Origin of the sequence: Facklamia sp. P12950 (assembly GCF_050409465.1) — a bacterium.
Classification (GTDB): domain Bacteria; phylum Bacillota; class Bacilli; order Lactobacillales; family Aerococcaceae; genus Facklamia.
In genome coordinates, this window is record NZ_JBNUPK010000010.1 from 16,972 (window position 1) to 33,648 (window position 16,677).

At 34.5% G+C, this 16,677-nt stretch carries 17 protein-coding genes and 2 pseudogenes; 1 reads left to right on the plus strand and 18 read right to left on the minus strand.

Annotation, left to right across the window (positions count from 1 at the left end):
* Nucleotides 1–59 precede the first annotated feature (59 nt).
* The 5 genes from ACQV2Q_RS08080 to ACQV2Q_RS08100 form a co-directional block, all read right to left on the minus strand.
* Nucleotides 60–1,157, minus strand: a complete 1,098-nt coding sequence (locus ACQV2Q_RS08080) for a YkvI family membrane protein (protein ID WP_428874102.1) — start codon at nt 1,155–1,157, stop codon at nt 60–62.
* A gap of 145 nt (nt 1,158–1,302) precedes the next feature.
* Nucleotides 1,303–2,598: a glycine/betaine/sarcosine/D-proline family reductase selenoprotein B gene (locus tag ACQV2Q_RS08085; RefSeq protein WP_428875271.1), complete on the minus strand. Its 1,296-nt coding sequence runs from the start codon at nt 2,596–2,598 to the stop codon at nt 1,303–1,305.
* A 16-nt stretch (nt 2,599–2,614) separates the two neighbouring features.
* On the minus strand, nt 2,615–3,901 hold the full coding sequence (locus ACQV2Q_RS08090; RefSeq protein WP_428874100.1) for a glycine/sarcosine/betaine reductase component B subunit: 1,287 nt from the start codon (nt 3,899–3,901) through the stop codon (nt 2,615–2,617).
* Between the two features lie 12 nt (nt 3,902–3,913).
* Nucleotides 3,914–4,285 carry a GrdX family protein gene (locus ACQV2Q_RS08095; protein WP_428874099.1) on the minus strand — a complete coding sequence of 124 codons (372 nt, stop codon included), beginning with the start codon at nt 4,283–4,285 and terminating at the stop codon, nt 3,914–3,916.
* 234 nt (nt 4,286–4,519) lie between these two features.
* Nucleotides 4,520–5,152 carry a GntR family transcriptional regulator gene (locus ACQV2Q_RS08100; RefSeq protein WP_428874098.1) on the minus strand — a complete coding sequence of 211 codons (633 nt, stop codon included), beginning with the start codon at nt 5,150–5,152 and terminating at the stop codon, nt 4,520–4,522.
* A 427-nt stretch (nt 5,153–5,579) separates the two neighbouring features.
* On the opposite strand from ACQV2Q_RS08100, the gene ACQV2Q_RS08105 reads away from it, so the two are divergent.
* On the plus strand, nt 5,580–5,876 hold the full coding sequence (locus tag ACQV2Q_RS08105) for a hypothetical protein (protein ID WP_428882446.1): 297 nt from the start codon (nt 5,580–5,582) through the stop codon (nt 5,874–5,876).
* 628 nt (nt 5,877–6,504) lie between these two features.
* Here ACQV2Q_RS08105 and ACQV2Q_RS08110 read toward each other — a convergent pair.
* From ACQV2Q_RS08110 to ACQV2Q_RS08170, 13 genes and pseudogenes are all read right to left on the minus strand, one after another.
* Nucleotides 6,505–6,858, minus strand: coding sequence for an ASCH domain-containing protein (locus ACQV2Q_RS08110; protein WP_428875274.1), 354 nt, complete (start codon nt 6,856–6,858; stop codon nt 6,505–6,507).
* Nucleotides 6,859–7,041: 183 nt separating this feature from the next.
* The gene (locus tag ACQV2Q_RS08115) at nt 7,042–7,350 is read right to left on the minus strand and encodes a hypothetical protein (RefSeq protein WP_428882447.1); all 309 of its coding nucleotides are present in this window, start codon (nt 7,348–7,350) and stop codon (nt 7,042–7,044) included.
* Between the two features lie 405 nt (nt 7,351–7,755).
* Nucleotides 7,756–8,073: a hypothetical protein gene (locus tag ACQV2Q_RS08120; protein ID WP_428875276.1), complete on the minus strand. Its 318-nt coding sequence runs from the start codon at nt 8,071–8,073 to the stop codon at nt 7,756–7,758.
* Nucleotides 8,063–8,311 (minus strand): annotated as a pseudogene (locus ACQV2Q_RS08125) (N-6 DNA methylase); the annotation flags it as partial. The gene ACQV2Q_RS08120 and the pseudogene ACQV2Q_RS08125, both read right to left, overlap by 11 nt.
* Nucleotides 8,312–8,356: 45 nt before the next feature.
* A pseudogene (locus tag ACQV2Q_RS08130) lies at nt 8,357–8,653 on the minus strand (type I restriction-modification system subunit M N-terminal domain-containing protein); the annotation flags it as partial.
* Nucleotides 8,654–9,125: 472 nt separating this feature from the next.
* Nucleotides 9,126–9,935: a phosphonate ABC transporter, permease protein PhnE gene (gene phnE / locus ACQV2Q_RS08135; protein WP_428875277.1), complete on the minus strand. Its 810-nt coding sequence runs from the start codon at nt 9,933–9,935 to the stop codon at nt 9,126–9,128.
* A 9-nt stretch (nt 9,936–9,944) separates the two neighbouring features.
* Entirely contained in the window at nt 9,945–10,769 is an 825-nt protein-coding gene (phnE, locus tag ACQV2Q_RS08140) for a phosphonate ABC transporter, permease protein PhnE (protein WP_428874091.1), read from the minus strand.
* On the minus strand, nt 10,762–11,529 hold the full coding sequence (gene phnC, locus ACQV2Q_RS08145; RefSeq protein WP_428874090.1) for a phosphonate ABC transporter ATP-binding protein: 768 nt from the start codon (nt 11,527–11,529) through the stop codon (nt 10,762–10,764). Before phnC ends, phnE (ACQV2Q_RS08140) begins: the two co-directional genes overlap by 8 nt.
* An 84-nt stretch (nt 11,530–11,613) precedes the next feature.
* Nucleotides 11,614–12,648, minus strand: coding sequence for a phosphate/phosphite/phosphonate ABC transporter substrate-binding protein (locus tag ACQV2Q_RS08150; RefSeq protein WP_428875279.1), 1,035 nt, complete (start codon nt 12,646–12,648; stop codon nt 11,614–11,616).
* Between the two features lie 520 nt (nt 12,649–13,168).
* Nucleotides 13,169–14,194: a PIN domain-containing protein gene (locus ACQV2Q_RS08155; protein WP_428875280.1), complete on the minus strand. Its 1,026-nt coding sequence runs from the start codon at nt 14,192–14,194 to the stop codon at nt 13,169–13,171.
* Nucleotides 14,175–14,384 (minus strand): PIN domain-containing protein, encoded by a 210-nt coding sequence (locus tag ACQV2Q_RS08160; protein ID WP_428875281.1) that lies wholly within the window; start codon nt 14,382–14,384, stop codon nt 14,175–14,177. The genes ACQV2Q_RS08155 and ACQV2Q_RS08160 overlap by 20 nt, the downstream gene beginning before the upstream one ends.
* A 271-nt stretch (nt 14,385–14,655) precedes the next feature.
* The gene (locus tag ACQV2Q_RS08165) at nt 14,656–15,498 is read right to left on the minus strand and encodes a hypothetical protein (protein WP_428882448.1); all 843 of its coding nucleotides are present in this window, start codon (nt 15,496–15,498) and stop codon (nt 14,656–14,658) included.
* Between the two features lie 408 nt (nt 15,499–15,906).
* On the minus strand, nt 15,907–16,476 hold the full coding sequence (locus tag ACQV2Q_RS08170) for a DJ-1/PfpI family protein (RefSeq protein ID WP_428875283.1): 570 nt from the start codon (nt 16,474–16,476) through the stop codon (nt 15,907–15,909).
* Nucleotides 16,477–16,677 lie beyond the last annotated feature (201 nt).

The window sequence follows — 16,677 nt, forward strand, 5'->3', positions numbered from 1 at the left end:
ACAACTATACGTAGCCGACTTTTTAAAAAATCGATATGAAGAGAGTATAAAATTATAATTTATTGAATCAATTTTGAACCCATTTTTGTTCGGATATCATGAACAACCATAAAACCAACCAGAATAAATCCTAAATACCCATTAATTCCATAAAGGACATTTACAAGATCCTTGTAGGGCAAGAAAATAGCGATTACCATTCCAATAACTCCACCCAAAATGGTTAAGATTTTATAGCGTGAGCTTCCATCTGTGGCCACACGACCCACCCCTGTCCAGAGTAGAGGAACTGCCGTGGTATAGATTCCAGCAAAAACAATAACGGCAAAAGCTTGCGCAAATACCGGGTTCACTTTATTAGCTAATACCAATGCTGGAATATCAGCCTTACCAGTTTCACCAATGTAGCTAATTAAAGCGATACAACAAATGGCTGCTGCCCCGAAAATGAATAAAGTAGATAGAAGCATTCCTGTGTTCACTTCTTTTAATTTGTTTTTTGCACCAATTTCAGATAGAAAAGCTGCAAACCACAAAATAACAAAGCCACCGTATGATGCGCCTGAAAAAAATGGATTGTCGCCGCCTACTTGAACCAAATCATAAACGCCTCGATCAATTGCGCTTACATTTTCGCTGAAGTTTGGAAAGCCAGTGATCGCAGTAATTGTTGATACAATCAGAATAAGAATAATAATAATCGGTCCTATTTTACTAAGTGCCTTGATAATTCCGTCTAATCCAAAGACAGCTGTAGCAACTACTGCAATGGTTAGAACCAATGCACCTACTCCGTTTGCTAATCCCCATTGTTGAGAGGCCGTAGCATTCGCCCCTCCACACATAACGATAAAACACATATAACAGAAAAAGGCAGAAAAATAATCAAAGAAAGCACCGATGTACTTACCGGTATAATGTTGGTATATGTCGCCGCCTCTTTCAAGTTTCAAGCGATTACCATTGGTCGCAAAGGATAAATTCGTATAGACATAAATGATTGCCGCAACAGCTATGACAATCCAAAATCGTGAGCCATAGGAAGCCTCATATTGCATTACTTCTTGCATTGTCGCAAATCCGGCCCCAATGTAAAAGGCGATACACGCGCCTGTAAATCCTAGAATCGTCCAAATGTTCATTTTTGATTTTTCCATGTTTTCCCCCTCTTTTCTACTTTCGAACATCTTGTCATTCTGAAGAAGTAAATTTTAAAAAAAGCAGTCCATAGAACAGTTATAAAGCTATTCAATCGGGACTGCTCTTATTATTTTAGAATCTATTCACTCTGTTCGAGTGGATTTAGAAGACCGTAACTTCCGTTACTGGTTGGCTCAGTGCATTTATCGCACGTTCAACCATCTTCATGCGCAATTTCTCTTCATCTTTTCGCTCCAGGGATGGATCTCCAGTAGGGTGAGGAATAGCAACTGTTGGCACAATTCGGTTCGCTCCAACAGATTGAGAAATGGTAATAATTGTAGCCATATGAACAATTGGAATACCAAAACGTTCGATTTCTTTAACGATTGTTGCTCCGCAACGTGTACAGGTCCCTCAAGTACTGGTAAGAATTACTCCGTCAACTCCCGCTTCCTTCAATTCTTTTCCTATTTCTTTACCGAATATGATGGCATTACCAACTGCCGTACCTGTACCTGTCGTGGTGTAGAATTTCTCATGAACCTTACCAATTTTGCCTTCTTTTTCCATTATTCTAAGAGAGTCTAATGGAAGAACACGATCTGGCGATTCATTACAATAGATAGGATCAAAACCACCATGAATGGTGATGAAATCGCCTGTAAGGTTAGCATGATCTTCGATATTGTATTTACCCCATTTTTGAGCAGAGGCAGACTGAATCCGATCGGGATTTCCTACCGGTACAATCCCTCCAGTAGTTACCAAAGCTATTGTGGCTTTAGTTAAGTCCTTAATTGGAGGGGCTGGCTCAACCAAGTCAAAGCTAGGCATTGGCATTTCAGTTTTATATTCTTCGTTGTTCAAACGTTTCATCAGCATCTCAACCGCACGAACGGCACCGATTTTATCGGAAAAGCCTGTAATACGCTTACCTTGCTTGAAGATCCCATCTTCTTCAGGAATAACTTGCTCGCCTGCTAATATTTTCTTCGCAATCGCAGCCATTTTAGGTAAGGCAGATCGCATATCAACTGCACTATTTCCAGTTGGAACGGTATATGCTTTTAGTCTGGTAATTTCAAGACCTGGGTTTTCTTCATACATACCTGATACTACAGGGATATCGTATTTATCCACCACGAACTGAGCAATTAAGGATGAAGCCACCCCATAGCGGCCCGCATTAAAGGAGGGGCCGACTACTACTAAATCCGGTTGAATCTCATCCATTGCTTTCTTAAATTCAGCTAAAGCTGCTTCATTGTTTTCATTGATATAGTTATCGCCACAAATAAAAGTCGCGACCACTTTACCTGCATCGCCCAACTCCTTTTCAAATCCTACGGCAGGACCGACTGTCCCTTCCTTTAAAACGGGAGCAAAGTCGGCATTGTCTTCTCCACCAATCTGACCAAAAAACTGATTCAAATAATATAAGATTCTTTTTTCCATTGTCTTCCTCCTCGTTCTAATACTCAGTGACCATCAAATTATGATATCCGATCTCTGAAGTGGCTCCAATCACAGCATTTAATTCACACTTCATAACACCGGTTTCAGCATCATAGGCTCCAGCCCATCCTCCTGCCAAATTGGCAATCGCTTCTGGATCTCCCAGGATACGGTCCGCTTTTGGTAATGTTACAACGTGAGAAACGTTTCCTGTTGATATTACAGCTTTTGCTTCTGGTTTTGAGTCTGCGAGTGGTTGACTGGCTCCATCCCAACCAGAACATTCATCTGTAATCAGAACAGCTTTTATCCCTTGTTTTTCTAATCGTTCAGCAATCATGACTAAGTCAGAGTCTGGATTTCCATATCCTTCTTCCGATACAATCACCCCATCTGCCCCCAACTGCTTGCATAATTTAGCAGTGAAATCACACGATCTAAATTTTCCTTCTAAGGTTGTTAGTTCTGGAACCATAACCACACCAAGGAAATTAATTTCTTTGCCGTGTTTTTTCAAAAGTTCTAAGATAACTGGATTGGTTTGATGTTGATAAGTCGTAATCTTATCGCAAGCTGCTACACAGTTGCCCGAAACGACTGCTCCATCCAGTTCTTCCAGCGGATGCAGAAGTGTTGGAATAATATTTTTAGCATCCACTCCATAGATATAAGAGTCATGGAGAAGTCCTTGAGTGATTAACATCTCAGCATAGACTACCTTAGGAAGATCTGGATATTTAGCTGTTTCTTCTGGATTTGATCCTACTTCAAACGTTTCGATTTCATAGACTGGAGCGTCTTTTGCAAACTGTCCGACATATTCAGAGATTAATAGACCTGCCATTCGAACTGCTAATTCATGTTCATGCGCTGTTAATCCGTCGACTACCGATAGATCCACCACTAAATTAAAAGTCTTGGAGAAGGGCGTCCATTTTGCTCCTTCTCCCCACATATCAATCACACCTTCTTGGAAGCCGACAATATCTCCAATTGTAACGATAGCAACGCCTTCTAATACGTTATAAGCTCCATTCCCAAGCTGGCCAGTCTGCGAAGTTATCCCAGCAAATCCAGGAACACCTTCTACTTTTACCCGTGGTTCAATGACATCTTTTACAGGGATGATGCGTGTCTTTTCACCTGGTTTAGCGATATCGACAGTAACCTCTTTAATATTGTCCAAACTCTTAATATAATTGACTAATTCTTCGCGATTTAAAACGAGTTTTTCTCCTACTACTTCATTTTTATCGCCAAAGACAACATCATTAATTTTTACTTTACGTCTTTCTAGTTTCAAATTGATTCCCTCCTATTTGTTAAAACGATCTCCCAACTCACTTACCTCTTTAAGAGCTACTTTTAAAAGCTCGTAATCAATAAATTCGTAATCCTCCTTATTCTTGTAATCCACTGTATGGGTAGCTAAAGAGTTTTGTAAAAGTTCTATGCTATTTTCAATTGCCAAAAGAGACTGAGTGTTATCTCCTTCTGGTTTATCTGATATCAAGATCGACCGTACGGGAGAAAAATGCATCCGACCACTGGCGGCCAAAGGAGATGTCATTAAATAATGTCCTTTGTGAATCAAGTCACGTGCCTTTTTCAAAACAGCTAATTGATCACCTTCAACCAAGATTGTGTTACCGCTTTCATTGACGGTTATATTATTCGTTAAAATCATATCACCACCTCTATCTTTTCACTTTTAATGAAGACAATGCTAACGCTTACATCCAATAATAAATTGTGGGTTGAAACCATCTCATCACCTCACTGATATACTAACTGTTTTTCAGATGAATGTCAATTGTATTTAGATAAAAATTTTGATTTATTTAAAATAAAAATTTACATAAAAAAACCTTAAGATCTTTTTACTAAGACCTTAAGGTTTTTAACTATATTTCATTCACTCTTAAAAGAGAGATTCTTTAATTCTAGAAAGAAAGTCTTCAATATGTTCGTAAGCATATTGTTCGGCTGCCTCTTCATCTTGATCTTCAATCGCTTGCACGATTTTACGGAAGGTTCTGGTAAAGATAGTCATATCATCAAAGTAATCATTACAATAATGCCACAATCTTTCGGTATGTAAATGAAGATGAGCTAGTGTTTCTTTTAACCATCGATTATCACAAGCTTGAAAAATAATTTGATGGAATCGTTCATCTTCGTTGATAGCCTCTTGATAACTTGCTGTAGTAGAATAAGATTCTAAATTTTTAATAATTTGCTTCAACTCTGCTAATTGTGAGGGGGTGATCCGTTTTACGGCTTGACGAGTCGCATAGGGATCTAGTTGCTTTGTTACATCAAATAGCCCCTTGATATTACGAAAATCAATAGGAGCAACTTGTGCTCCAAACCTTGGCACAATATTAATGAGATCATCTCGCTCTAGCTCTTGCAAGGCTGATCGAATCGGTGAACGACTTACGCCAAATTCTTCAGCTAGATCAACTTCATTGAGTATTTTTCCGGGTTTATATTCAAACTCAATGATGCGACGCTTCAATTGATTATAGATACTTAAATTTTTCTGATCCAATCTTCTTCACCTCTTAGCTATCAAGCCATTCTGTATAACACTATACATAGACCTCACTTATTATAACCTCAATCTTTGAGGAAAATCAAATAATGTTTAATTATGTATAATCTCCTAGGTTATCTTTACGTTAGCACTCAATTTTATTTTGCACAGCGAATTAAAAGAACTTGTATAAAGTATAGCTTTTTTTTAACCTCTCTCTTAAATCGTTTAAACTATTTTTTCTTTGATTATCTCATTCATAGTGTTTTTTCACTTGCGAAGTTGGCTTTCTTTTCGCATTAGCCGGTACTTTGGTAGATTTAGAGTTTAGCTATGACTTATTTTTCTCAATCAATTTTTTAGCCCCTGGTCTTTTAATGCTCGTTCTAACCATTATTTTTACTTTAAAAACTTCTTATCTCGAGCAGTTTGTTTTAATTGTTTGAATATAAGCAATTTAATTGAATCCCGACAATTCGTTGAAGAAATAGATAGCCAGTCCGCAAAAGTGAAAGTCGAAGATATCCGAATAGGAAAGTCTGATTATTCCAATGATCAGGGAATTATCTATATTAATAAGATTTTCTATGACCAAATTGGTTCAGTCTTTATAAAGAAAATTCAGATTCGATTAGCCATCATTGACATCACTCTTCTTATTCTTAATGCCTTAAAGTATTTTGTTTTAGGTATAATGATCGTCTATTTATTTGGACCCAAACGTTTTAAACTGAGATAAAATTGAAGTTTCACAAAAAAAGACGCTTTTTATAATCTTTCATGACTGAAAATTGGGTTGATTTAGAAGGCGTTTTTTTAAGATTTTTTTAATAACTAAATATCTCGTCTTTTAACAATTAAACAAATAACCAGAGGCAATCAGTGTACTGACCCCTATAGTTGGACCATGAAATTCAACTTTAGGGAGTCTTATTATGGCAAAATATAACTTAGATTTTAACATCATCCACAACAAATATCCTTTAAACACATCTCTCATTTTCTCAACTCTCTCGATAGCCTGATTCATATTTTCTATCAATGACAATAACCTTACTGCCATCACATATCATACACATATTCGTGAATTCAACTTTTTCTATCATTTATCAAAACTCCTGTAAATTATAATTTATCTTTTTTCATGCTTTTTAGAGCAAAATAATTAATTTATTGATCTAATAGTATTTCATTTCATATTTTGTTTCTCTAGTAGAGGGTTTGAAATCTAGTGTTTATCGTTACTATCTTCCGTTTTCATAATTATGACACAAGACCCGGGTGTTAAATCGTATAGTAATATCAACACTTATAAAATACAAATTTTATATCTATTCAGGTGAATTGCTAACCTTATAAACTCAAATTTATAATATTCTTATCTCAATACCAACTACACCATACTCTTGCTGTTTTTCTTTTGGATAGTATACATCCATATCAGCTGATGAAGCCTGATTAATATTGTCGATAGTATAACCACATCGCAATAAAGATAATGACTCATACAACTTATCAAATGATGGAAATTTATGTAATGCAACCACGACAGCACTTAATTTACATTCACTATTCTCAGTATTTGTAAACTTAATGAAATCTCCAACTTGTATCATTTGCCTTTTTTCATCTAACAATCGCAATTCAATATCTTTTTGCTTATACTTTATTTTATAAAAAGGTTCAGGATGTAAGTTCATATAATGAATCAAATTATTCACCTCCCTAATGATTTACTGTTTACAATATTTATTATCGAAAAACCCTGCTACATAGTACATCAATAACTCATTTTTTTGATTTTAAACTTTGTTAGAAGCTCTAAAACCCTTGTATTTACTTGACTATTTGCCTGTGTCATTATTATGACACGAAACCCAGATGTAAACTCCTAAAATTTCTTACTAACTCTTGATTATTAACGTTATAAGATCCATAACTTTATCAACATGAATATCTTCTTTAATCAAATAATTCCATAGACTAACATTCGGCCATAAAAATAAATCTACAATCCTTCGATAATCATCCCAAACACTCTGCTCGATATTATCTAAATCATAAATTTTAAAAACATGATTCAGTAAATCATTACGATAGTCGGTCATTTTCTCGAAGCTTTCTTTCGCCGTTAGATTCTCAAAATCATACATAGATAATTCATATCTTGTTTCGTTAAGAATATTATTATTATTCACTACCGTTCCAGACATATTAAAATCAATTAGACCCACAAATTCATTCTTATTAACTAAAATATTTGTTGCATTAAGATCGCCTTGTATGGAGCACTTTCTTAATTGAGGCAGAACTTCTTTTATTCCATTCCTACAGTTCTGATTTACCTCATCTAATGTAGAAATTAAATTTGATTGGTTTTATAGACAATAAGCATTCTCTTAATAAATGATAATTTTGTTCTTTCTCATCAATTTTTTCTTCTCAATCTGGTAATTCAATGATTGACCACATACTCCATCTACTCATCAAATCTTTATTTGAATTTTTTGCCATATATTTGGCAGTATTTTTTAACACTTAAAATTTTATATTGTCTGAATAGTCATTGAAGTTACAGATTTCGTATGGAACATATTCTTCAATCCAAGAAACAAATTCTATTTTTTCCAAGTTAAATTCATATAAGTAATTTCCATCGGGAGATTGAAGGTAACTTGGTACATAAATGCACTATTGTTATAGTTATCAATCACTTTAATCAGTTCAATAAAGTCATTTTGAGTTAATTCATTTTTTGAATTAATTTTAATGACCCAATCCTTATTGACATAAAAATTAATTCTAATATCAGTTTTTGAGGGACTTGTATCGTTACCAAAGGCGATTGTTTTATTGTCTATTTGGATATAATCACATATGTCATGGAATAGCTTGCCTTCATCTTTAATGCTCTCCACTATTAATTTATAGCCCATTACTCCCCCAGTTTACTATTCTATTTCTATTCGAGGGTCTGGAAACCCCGTATTCATCGTTATTATTTGCCGTTATCATAATTATGACACGAGACCCACAGGCTGGATCTATTATGATGTCTGATGGGGTTGGCTTTACCAGTTCGACCATCATCTTTATAATATGTCTAGGTGTTCTAAACTGTCCATTTGTACCTGATGTAGATAGCTTAGATAGTAAGTACTCATAAAGATCTCCCTTTAAATCTCCTTCTAAAACTAAACTATCTATTGCTGTTACAATTTTCTCTAACATTTGAGCTGTAGGAATTTGAAACATTACATCTGTCATAAATTTAGAAAAGGAGGATCCTTCATTGCTATTCAAGTCTTTTATAAATGGAAATACTCCTTCAACAATCGTTTTATGCATTTTTTCTGCTTCAAACTCTTTGAAATTGTGCCATCTCAAGTCTTCATAATCAAAGCTGTTTTTGTATTTTTTACTATTCCCTTTAAATATAATTTTTGGTTCAAGACCTAATATATTCGCTTCTGCTTCACTTTGTAATTGTTTATCATCTAATGTTTTTATAAAGATGAGATATGTAAATTACTCGATAACAGTTAACGGATTAGTAACTCCACCCGTCCAAAATGTTTCCCATATTCTTTCTACTTTATTCTTTAATTCACCTGTCAACATATTTTCCCTCCTATAAAATTCAATTTAAATATACCTTTAATTTATTACATTAAATATTAAATTTTTATTTAAATTGAATTTCCGCGCACTAATCCTATACAAATTATTTTGTTAATAGTGAGTTCTTCATTTTCACCCTCACAAAACCTTAGTTTGGCCTAATTATATAATTAAAACCTATGATTTTAAACGGAATATTTACATAAGTTTCGCTTCATCTGAATTGAAGACTCTTTTCATACAAAAACACTCCCATCAAATTCATTTTCCTTGAATCCAATGGGAGTGTTCTAAAGTTTTGTACTATTATTCAGTTTCAGTCCAATACTAAGCTCATTACATTAGTAAGTCTGTGTTTTATCTTCTACTAACCATTTGTCAATTGTTTACGAATAGACGAAGAAGAAAATTCGACCACTAGAATGAGCACAACCAGTCCTACTAGAATGGCTCCTACTTGCGACCAACGGTTGGAGGACATGGCAAATTTAAGGGGTGCACCAATTCCTCCCCCTCCTACCAGACCTAAAATAGAAGCATCCCTTAAATTCATATCGAAGCGGAAAATAATTGTTGATAGTAAACTAGACCATAATTGAGGAATAATCCCACAACGAATCTTCTCGAAAGTATTGCAGCCAGCTGCATCGAGCGCTTCTAAAATGGATTTATCCATATCGTCAATGGCTTCACTAAATAACTTGGTTAACATACCAATGGAAGTCACTGAGATCGTCATAACGCCTGCAAAAGGTCCTGGACCCGTCACCCGAATAAACATTAGACCATAGACAAAGGCTGGAATGGTTCGAATAGCCATCACCAAAAAACGGGTCATCACTACAACAGGAACCGGAACCACTTTACTCGATGCTAGAAAAGAAAGAGGAAAGGAGAAGACTGCTCCGACCAGAGTCCCTAAAAAGGCGATCGCCATCGTCTCCAATAATAAATAAGGAACCGACTGTTTCGTAAGATTAAAAAGCAGTTCTCTGTCTGGGTTAACAATTCCTTGGATGATACTTACAGCAAAAGTGATGCCCCGCTTAGCAAGCCCCACTTCATCAATGGTTGAAGCAGACCAGACGACTAGCCCAACTACTAACATCGTCCAAGCCAATACTTGCCAGCGATTCGTATCTTTACTTTCATACATTTGATTAATTTTATCTACCATGACTACCTCCTATGTTAACCTTGCTCTTAGATAGCGACTGATACTTTCAATCACCACTACCGTTAAGAACAGACAAAGCAGGATCATTCCGACATTCTGATATTCTCGCCAACCTAGATTCTCATCGAGAATAATGCCGATTCCTCCTGCCCCAACATAACCTAAAATAGCAGCGTGGCGAACATTTCCTTCGAAAGTGTATAAGGCTACTGACAGATAAGTTGGAAGCACTTGCGGTTTAATCGCTCCGAGAAAACTATACATTTTATTCGCTCCTAAGGCTTCCATGGCTTCATAAGGCAACATATCCGCTGTCTCAATGGCTTCATAAAGTTGTTTAGCTATGAAAGAAAAGGTGAATAAAGCAATTGCCAAGGTCCCTGCAAAAGTCCCTAAGCCAAAAATATAAGTCAAAATCAAAGCGGTCACTAAGGTTGGTAAAGTTCTGATTAGACTCAACAATAGTTTTAAAAGACTAGTTATCCAGTGATTTCTAGTTAAGTTAGTGGCAGACCACATGGCATAAGGTATCGCTAAAAGCGCACCAATAAAAGTCCCCAGTACAGACATTTTAATCGTATCGAGCAGCGGAGGGATTACCTCATTAAAATAAGCCGTATTGGGTGGTACCATCCGTTTTAAAATAACAAAGAATTCCTCACCACGCTTGATTAAAACTTGTAAATCAAAACCAGTCATTTTAGCTGATAAATAAATCAATAAAGTAATCAATAAAACAATTAACAAGGTAAAAGAGCGCTTCTTATACACCTTCTTGCCATTTGAAAGCACGATTTCTTTGGGACGCATAAATGAAAGTATTGGATTATTCATAGGAGTCACGTTCCTCTTCAGTGCTTTGTCCTTTATAAATATGGTTTAGGACTTCTTGGGTGACTTCATTTGAAGGCCCATCATAAACAATTGCTCCTTCGCGAATGCCAATAATCCGATCACAATATTCAAGCGCCAATTCCACATGATGAATATTGATGATGACGGTGATGTTGTCTGATTGATTGATATTCTGGAAATCTCGCATCACTACAGCAGCGGTGACTGGGTCCAAAGAAGCAACAGGCTCATCGGCTAGAATAATGCGTGGATCTTGCGCCAAAGTCCTAGCCAGTGCCACCCGCTGTTGTTGACCACCCGATAGTTGGTCGACTCGCGTATAGGCCTTATCAAGAATTCCTACCCTGTCCAAAGCTTCCAAGGCTTTTATTTCTTCTTCCTTCTTGTAATAGCCAATCAAGACGCGCCAAAAAGGGATATCAGGGACAAAAGCCGATAAGACATTGGTGATGACTTTTGCACGAGTTACTAAGTTAAAAGACTGAAAAATCATCCCGATCTTACGTCGGAACTGACGCAAGCTCTTACCTTTTAAGCCACTCACATCCACCCCATCAACCGTTAATTTTCCTTCTGAAATGGAATGCATTTTATTAACCGTTCGAATGAGAGTGGACTTACCTGCACCCGATAAACCAATAATGCCAACGAATTCTCCTTGATCAATCTCCAAATTAATATCTTGTAATGCTAATACACCTTTTGGATATCTTTTATAAACTTGTTCAAATTTGATCATTGCCTTCTCCTTTTTTAATCTTTCAACTAAAGAAACACCCACCGTCCAGTGGGTGTTTTGTTTTAGACTATTTGTCGGTATTTATTATTCACCTTGTTCACGTAGAATTTTTTGTGCTTCACGTTCTGTTTCATAATCTTCAGCTTTGGCGGGTTTGTAGCCTTCATGACTATAAATGGCAATGACTTCTTTACCTTCTTCGGTTTCAGCAATATTAATGAAAGCATTTTGAAGGGCTGTTTTTAATTCGTCTGTCATTATCTCTGAAGTCTTACTTACAGAAACAGTGTCATTGTAAACATTAGGAGTAACGCCAATGACATTTGTCTCTTCCCAAATGCTCGCTTCACGTCCCATATCTTCCATCCATGCATCGACATTATCACGACGTAAGTCAGCAAAGCCAACCACCACATCTACTTGCTCGGATGCTAAACGAGCAATGGAAGAAGGATAGGAATCTGCTTGAACGACATTTGATAAGTCAGAAATTTGTTTACCATCGAATTGGTTTCCTAACCAAATGGAAGGATAAATGTAACCTGATGAAGAAGAGGAGGACATGACTGACCACTTAGCAGAGTCTAAGTCTTCCCATGTTAATTCTTCGCCATTGTTTACTTTCTCAGCTAATTCTTGGCCTTTTTCAGAAGGCCCTGCAATAATTAAGCCTTTATAATAAGAAACTTGATCTTCAATTAATTCAGTCGCTTGACCGTCATTCCAGTCTGCTGGATTCTCAGAGTCTTTCGATAAACCTTGACGGGTCGATGTAAGAAGAACGTCCACATCGTCTTCGAACAAGACATACGTTCCGCCAGGAATTAAACCAACATCAATCGTTCCTGCAGCCATACCCTCTCCGACTGCTTCATAAGATGTTCCGACAGTAATTTCGACATTCTTAACATTGAATCCTTCTTTAGCTAACTCATCAATCAAGAGCTGTTTTAAAGGCTCGGTTGTTGTAATAATTTCTTCGGGATCACGGGATGGAACAAAAGCAACTTTTAACGTCTCAATTTCAACTGCTTCTTCTTGCGCATTTACAGTAAATACATTCAAAAAAACACTTGCCAGTAGAGATAGGACCATTAATAGACTAAACTTTTTCTTCACAGATGTTACCTCCAAATATTTGATAGCTCAATTATAACGAACTAAGTAAAGTAGAGCAACTTGCTTGTTCAATTTTACATAAAGTTTACAGTAGGTAAGAAGCCATTCAATCATTCTCCTGTTATCATGTGTTTTTTTAATACTATTTTCTCATACTAAGAAAATATTTTTATTTTCGTATAAAATAAATTTGACAAAACTCTCTACATTAAAAAGCTTTTATTATTGAAACAGCAAAATCAATAATTTCAATTCCATAAAACTGACTAATGAAAACCTAAATAATGTTGTGCATTTTCTCCCTTACAATCTGGTTTCCTTAAGGGTCTTTAGAATTTGATTTTCTAGTCTACGAAAAGTAATATAAGTTTCTGTTAGAAAGTTACCACTACCGGGTGTAAAATCATGAGCAATTTCAGCGAATACAAAAGTGGATGTAGTTTATTCCTAACACATTACTAGAGCTTTTATTATTAAACCCAGGTGTTTTCTGTATATTTCCTTTGTTTTAGGTGAATTGTTAATGATTAGGAGCGCACTTATCACAAAAATCGTTTCCACCATCATTTTCCCATGTTAGTCCACATCCACAATCTGGACAATAATTTTCCCAAATAAGATCTGGATAATTAATGATTTGTCTACCTTTACTATTTAACGTTCTCTGCGTAAGTTTTTGTGCTGTATCTACTTCAATGCTATCTACTTCAAATTCTGGATAAGAATCTTCGTCTTCATTTTCATACTCATAGTGTATACGTGCAACTATCTCAATTTTTTTATTGTGATTTTCTTTTATTAAACCATATTCCATTGTAGCGTATTCTTTATCATCAGAATCCCAAATAGAGTTCTCTAAATCAAAAAATGTACAGTTAATTACAATTTCTACTAAACACTTTAAAGCAACTACTATTTCATGCTCTTCAGAGTTATAATCTATAACTACAGAGCTTAACATTTTGAAGCTCAGTTTCCTCATATTCATATCCACCAATAATGCCTTTACGATCATAATCAAACCCGTCAAGTTCGATGTTTTGTGAATTATCAAAAATTGTTCTTTAATTTCCTCAGCAAACCTATAATTAATACTATTGATGTACTTTAAAGCTTGTTGAGCGATAAGTTTATCCGTATTAATAAGATTCAATAATTCATCTATACTTTTATAAAGATAAATTCCTTTTATGTCCTCAAAATCTTTATCTCCACTTATTACATATATGGGTTGATAATCTTTTTTTCTTAAACTCTTTAACATTGAAATATTAAAAGCATCAGGAAACTCGTGCTTCTTCTTACCTGTTCCGAATGGCTTTCTGTTATTAAAATAATCATTTAGTATAGTTTTTAATTCAATACTATCTAAATCTAAATATGTTACTTCTGCCTCATTTAAATAATTATGAAATTGATTTAGCGCTTCTTGAACTACCTCTTCAGTATCCAATTTATTAAAACTATCAGCATACTTACTGTTTCTAAGAATAGCTATTTCTCTGCTATTAAAGTTTTGGTTTATTTCATTGTTTTTTTTCAACATTTTCTTTTATGTGCTTATTTGCCTCTCCAACAATTATCTCACTTGTAAGAAAATTGATAGCACCCTTTTTAACTTGTTTTTTTAGCAATCCTAATCTACTTTTATCACTTATATCAAAACTTTGACTTTCAAATATTTGTGTATCAACAAAAACATTTAATGGAAACTCTAATTCTTCTTTACCTTCCAATTCTTCCTCCTTTTTAATAATTAACAAATTATATCTATTCCAATACGCCTTTTAGAACAATCGTGAGCCATAATTGGTCTAAAAAATACACCAATCCTTATTTTGTATCTATAGTACGTGGCTTGAAAGCCAGTGTTCATCGTTACTATCTGCCGTTGTCATAATTATGACACGAAACCCGGGGCTTTTTATATTCAATGAACAATTTAGGTTTACACAAGATATTCTACACTATGTAGCTAAAACTAAGCCTAATTGTACATATAGTTTATTATTTTCTAATTTCTTCCACCGGATAGCATTGATAAAACATCTTGGCTAATTTATTTATTTCATCTTTAGCCCCAACCTTACCCAATGCCCAAAAAACTAACCCTATTGATTCTAAATCACTAGCAAAACTTTCAAAACTATCTATTATTATTGGCAGTATTGAATCATCTTCAAGTCTTCCCATTGCATATGTAGAGTCATAAGGGTATTGGTTTATTATTTTTATTGTATTTTCTTCTAATACACCTTCAATTAAAACTTCAATTATACGAGTTCTCCAATATCCTTCTTCAATTTCAGATAAAACAAAATTCAAATCCTTTGGTTCTAGAAAACCTACTTTATAATTTCTAGCAATAAGCTCCAAAATTCTTTTATCAAAGGTCTCTCTATACAATTCTAATAATTTGTTAATACTTTCTTTGCACTGAGAATTTCTTTTAAAATAATCAAACCCTACTTCTCTTCTAGCTTTTCTTCTATGCTTAAAACAAGACATTGCATATTTATAAGAGATTTCACTTGGCAATATTCTAAGTAATTTTTTAAGTAAGCTATCACTTTTATACCTATATTTAGATGGAATTTCTTCCCCTTCTTTAATCGTTCGTTCAACTAAAGAAATTAAATACTCTATTTGGATATCAGTGTATTTTTTTAAATAAATATAGTCTCCAATTCTATTTAAAATATTTTCACAATGATTGAAAATAGAAAAAGAACTTATTTTTAACAATTCAATTAACTCATTTAAAGTAAGGCAATTAAACTTAGCTCTCTCTATATCTTTTTCAATTTTTTTAATCTTTGTCTCTTGAGTATCATATTTACTAAATCTCATATATATTCTACTTTCTTTTTCTCCTATTTTAAAAATTCTCCTTCTGCTGTTTTCCCGTCTATCTTAATCATCCATTCAAACCTACCCCTTCTTATAACTGAAGTTAAGAGAACAGGATTATCTGCTTCCTTTTTACCTATTACTTTATCTATTTCCCAATGTCCTAATTCTTACGTTATTGCCAATATTAAAAACAATTTCTAATATTAAATTTTAATCAAACCTATATACATACATTTTCAAAGTAGTATTCTAAAAAGCACATCAATCCATATTAAATTTCTTAATAGAGCGCTTAAAAGCTAGTGTTCACCGTTACTATCTACCATTATCATAATTATGAAATGAGACCCAGATGATAAATCTTATAGCTTTTATTAAAGCTAAATAAAACATGTGGTTAATATCTTACAATCCAAAACTTTTTGGAGACATTTCAATTCTCAACATATTACAAAACTGAATTCCAAATCTTATAAATTCAAAAGAAACAGACGTGACTATATTATCATTTAGAATATAACCTTCTTCAATAGGTTTTGTTATACAATTATTCCAATCCTTCATATATTTAAGATCAGCCTCACTGTATCCCTCCTGTAGCAAACCTTCTTTATCTGTTCCTATCATAAAAGCCTTGCCATTTAATATGCCGGCTCTTACCAGCAAAATAGGAGCAATAGAAATGGCACCTATTATTTTACCTTCAAACTTTTTAATAAATTCAATTATTTCATGATCTTCAACTGCTGAACGTATATCAACCGCACCGGGTAATAAGAGACTATCATATCTCTCTATGTTTAAATCATAAATTGTTTGATCTGGGAGAACTTTTAGACCTTCTTCACATTTAACTATATCTTTAGTTTTTGCAAATACATCAATCCTTCTACCATTTAAGGGCAAAGTTTCTAATGCCACACTTATTTCAAAATAACAAAATTGATCATATATAAGCACTGCTGTTTTGTTCATTAGTTAACCTCCACATATTTTGCTATGTTTCATTTCTCCAGTAGAAGCCTAGAACCCAGTCACCATCGCTACTATGTACCGTTGTCATAATTATGACACAAAACTCACCTGTGAAATCATAAAGTAATATCAACACTTATATATACTAAGTTTTCTAGATATTCAGGTGGACTGTTAATCCAATAAACTGGGATTTGTAGA

What these genes read in the sequence shown, in the direction of transcription:
- ACQV2Q_RS08115 (WP_428882447.1), bottom strand. Translation starts at nt 7,350, where the DNA reads ATGTCTGGAACGGTAGTGAATAATAATAATATTCTTAACGAAACAAGA.
- phnC (WP_428874090.1), bottom strand. Translation starts at nt 11,529, where the DNA reads ATGATCAAATTTGAACAAGTTTATAAAAGATATCCAAAAGGTGTATTA.
- ACQV2Q_RS08080 (WP_428874102.1), bottom strand. Translation starts at nt 1,157, where the DNA reads ATGGAAAAATCAAAAATGAACATTTGGACGATTCTAGGATTTACAGGC.
- ACQV2Q_RS08165 (WP_428882448.1), bottom strand. Translation starts at nt 15,498, where the DNA reads ATGAGATTTAGTAAATATGATACTCAAGAGACAAAGATTAAAAAAATT.
- phnE (WP_428875277.1), bottom strand. Translation starts at nt 9,935, where the DNA reads ATGGTAGATAAAATTAATCAAATGTATGAAAGTAAAGATACGAATCGC.
- ACQV2Q_RS08170 (WP_428875283.1), bottom strand. Translation starts at nt 16,476, where the DNA reads ATGAACAAAACAGCAGTGCTTATATATGATCAATTTTGTTATTTTGAA.
- phnE (WP_428874091.1), bottom strand. Translation starts at nt 10,769, where the DNA reads ATGAATAATCCAATACTTTCATTTATGCGTCCCAAAGAAATCGTGCTT.
- ACQV2Q_RS08120 (WP_428875276.1), bottom strand. Translation starts at nt 8,073, where the DNA reads ATGGGCTATAAATTAATAGTGGAGAGCATTAAAGATGAAGGCAAGCTA.
- ACQV2Q_RS08095 (WP_428874099.1), bottom strand. Translation starts at nt 4,285, where the DNA reads ATGATTTTAACGAATAATATAACCGTCAATGAAAGCGGTAACACAATC.
- ACQV2Q_RS08155 (WP_428875280.1), bottom strand. Translation starts at nt 14,194, where the DNA reads ATGTTGAAAAAAAACAATGAAATAAACCAAAACTTTAATAGCAGAGAA.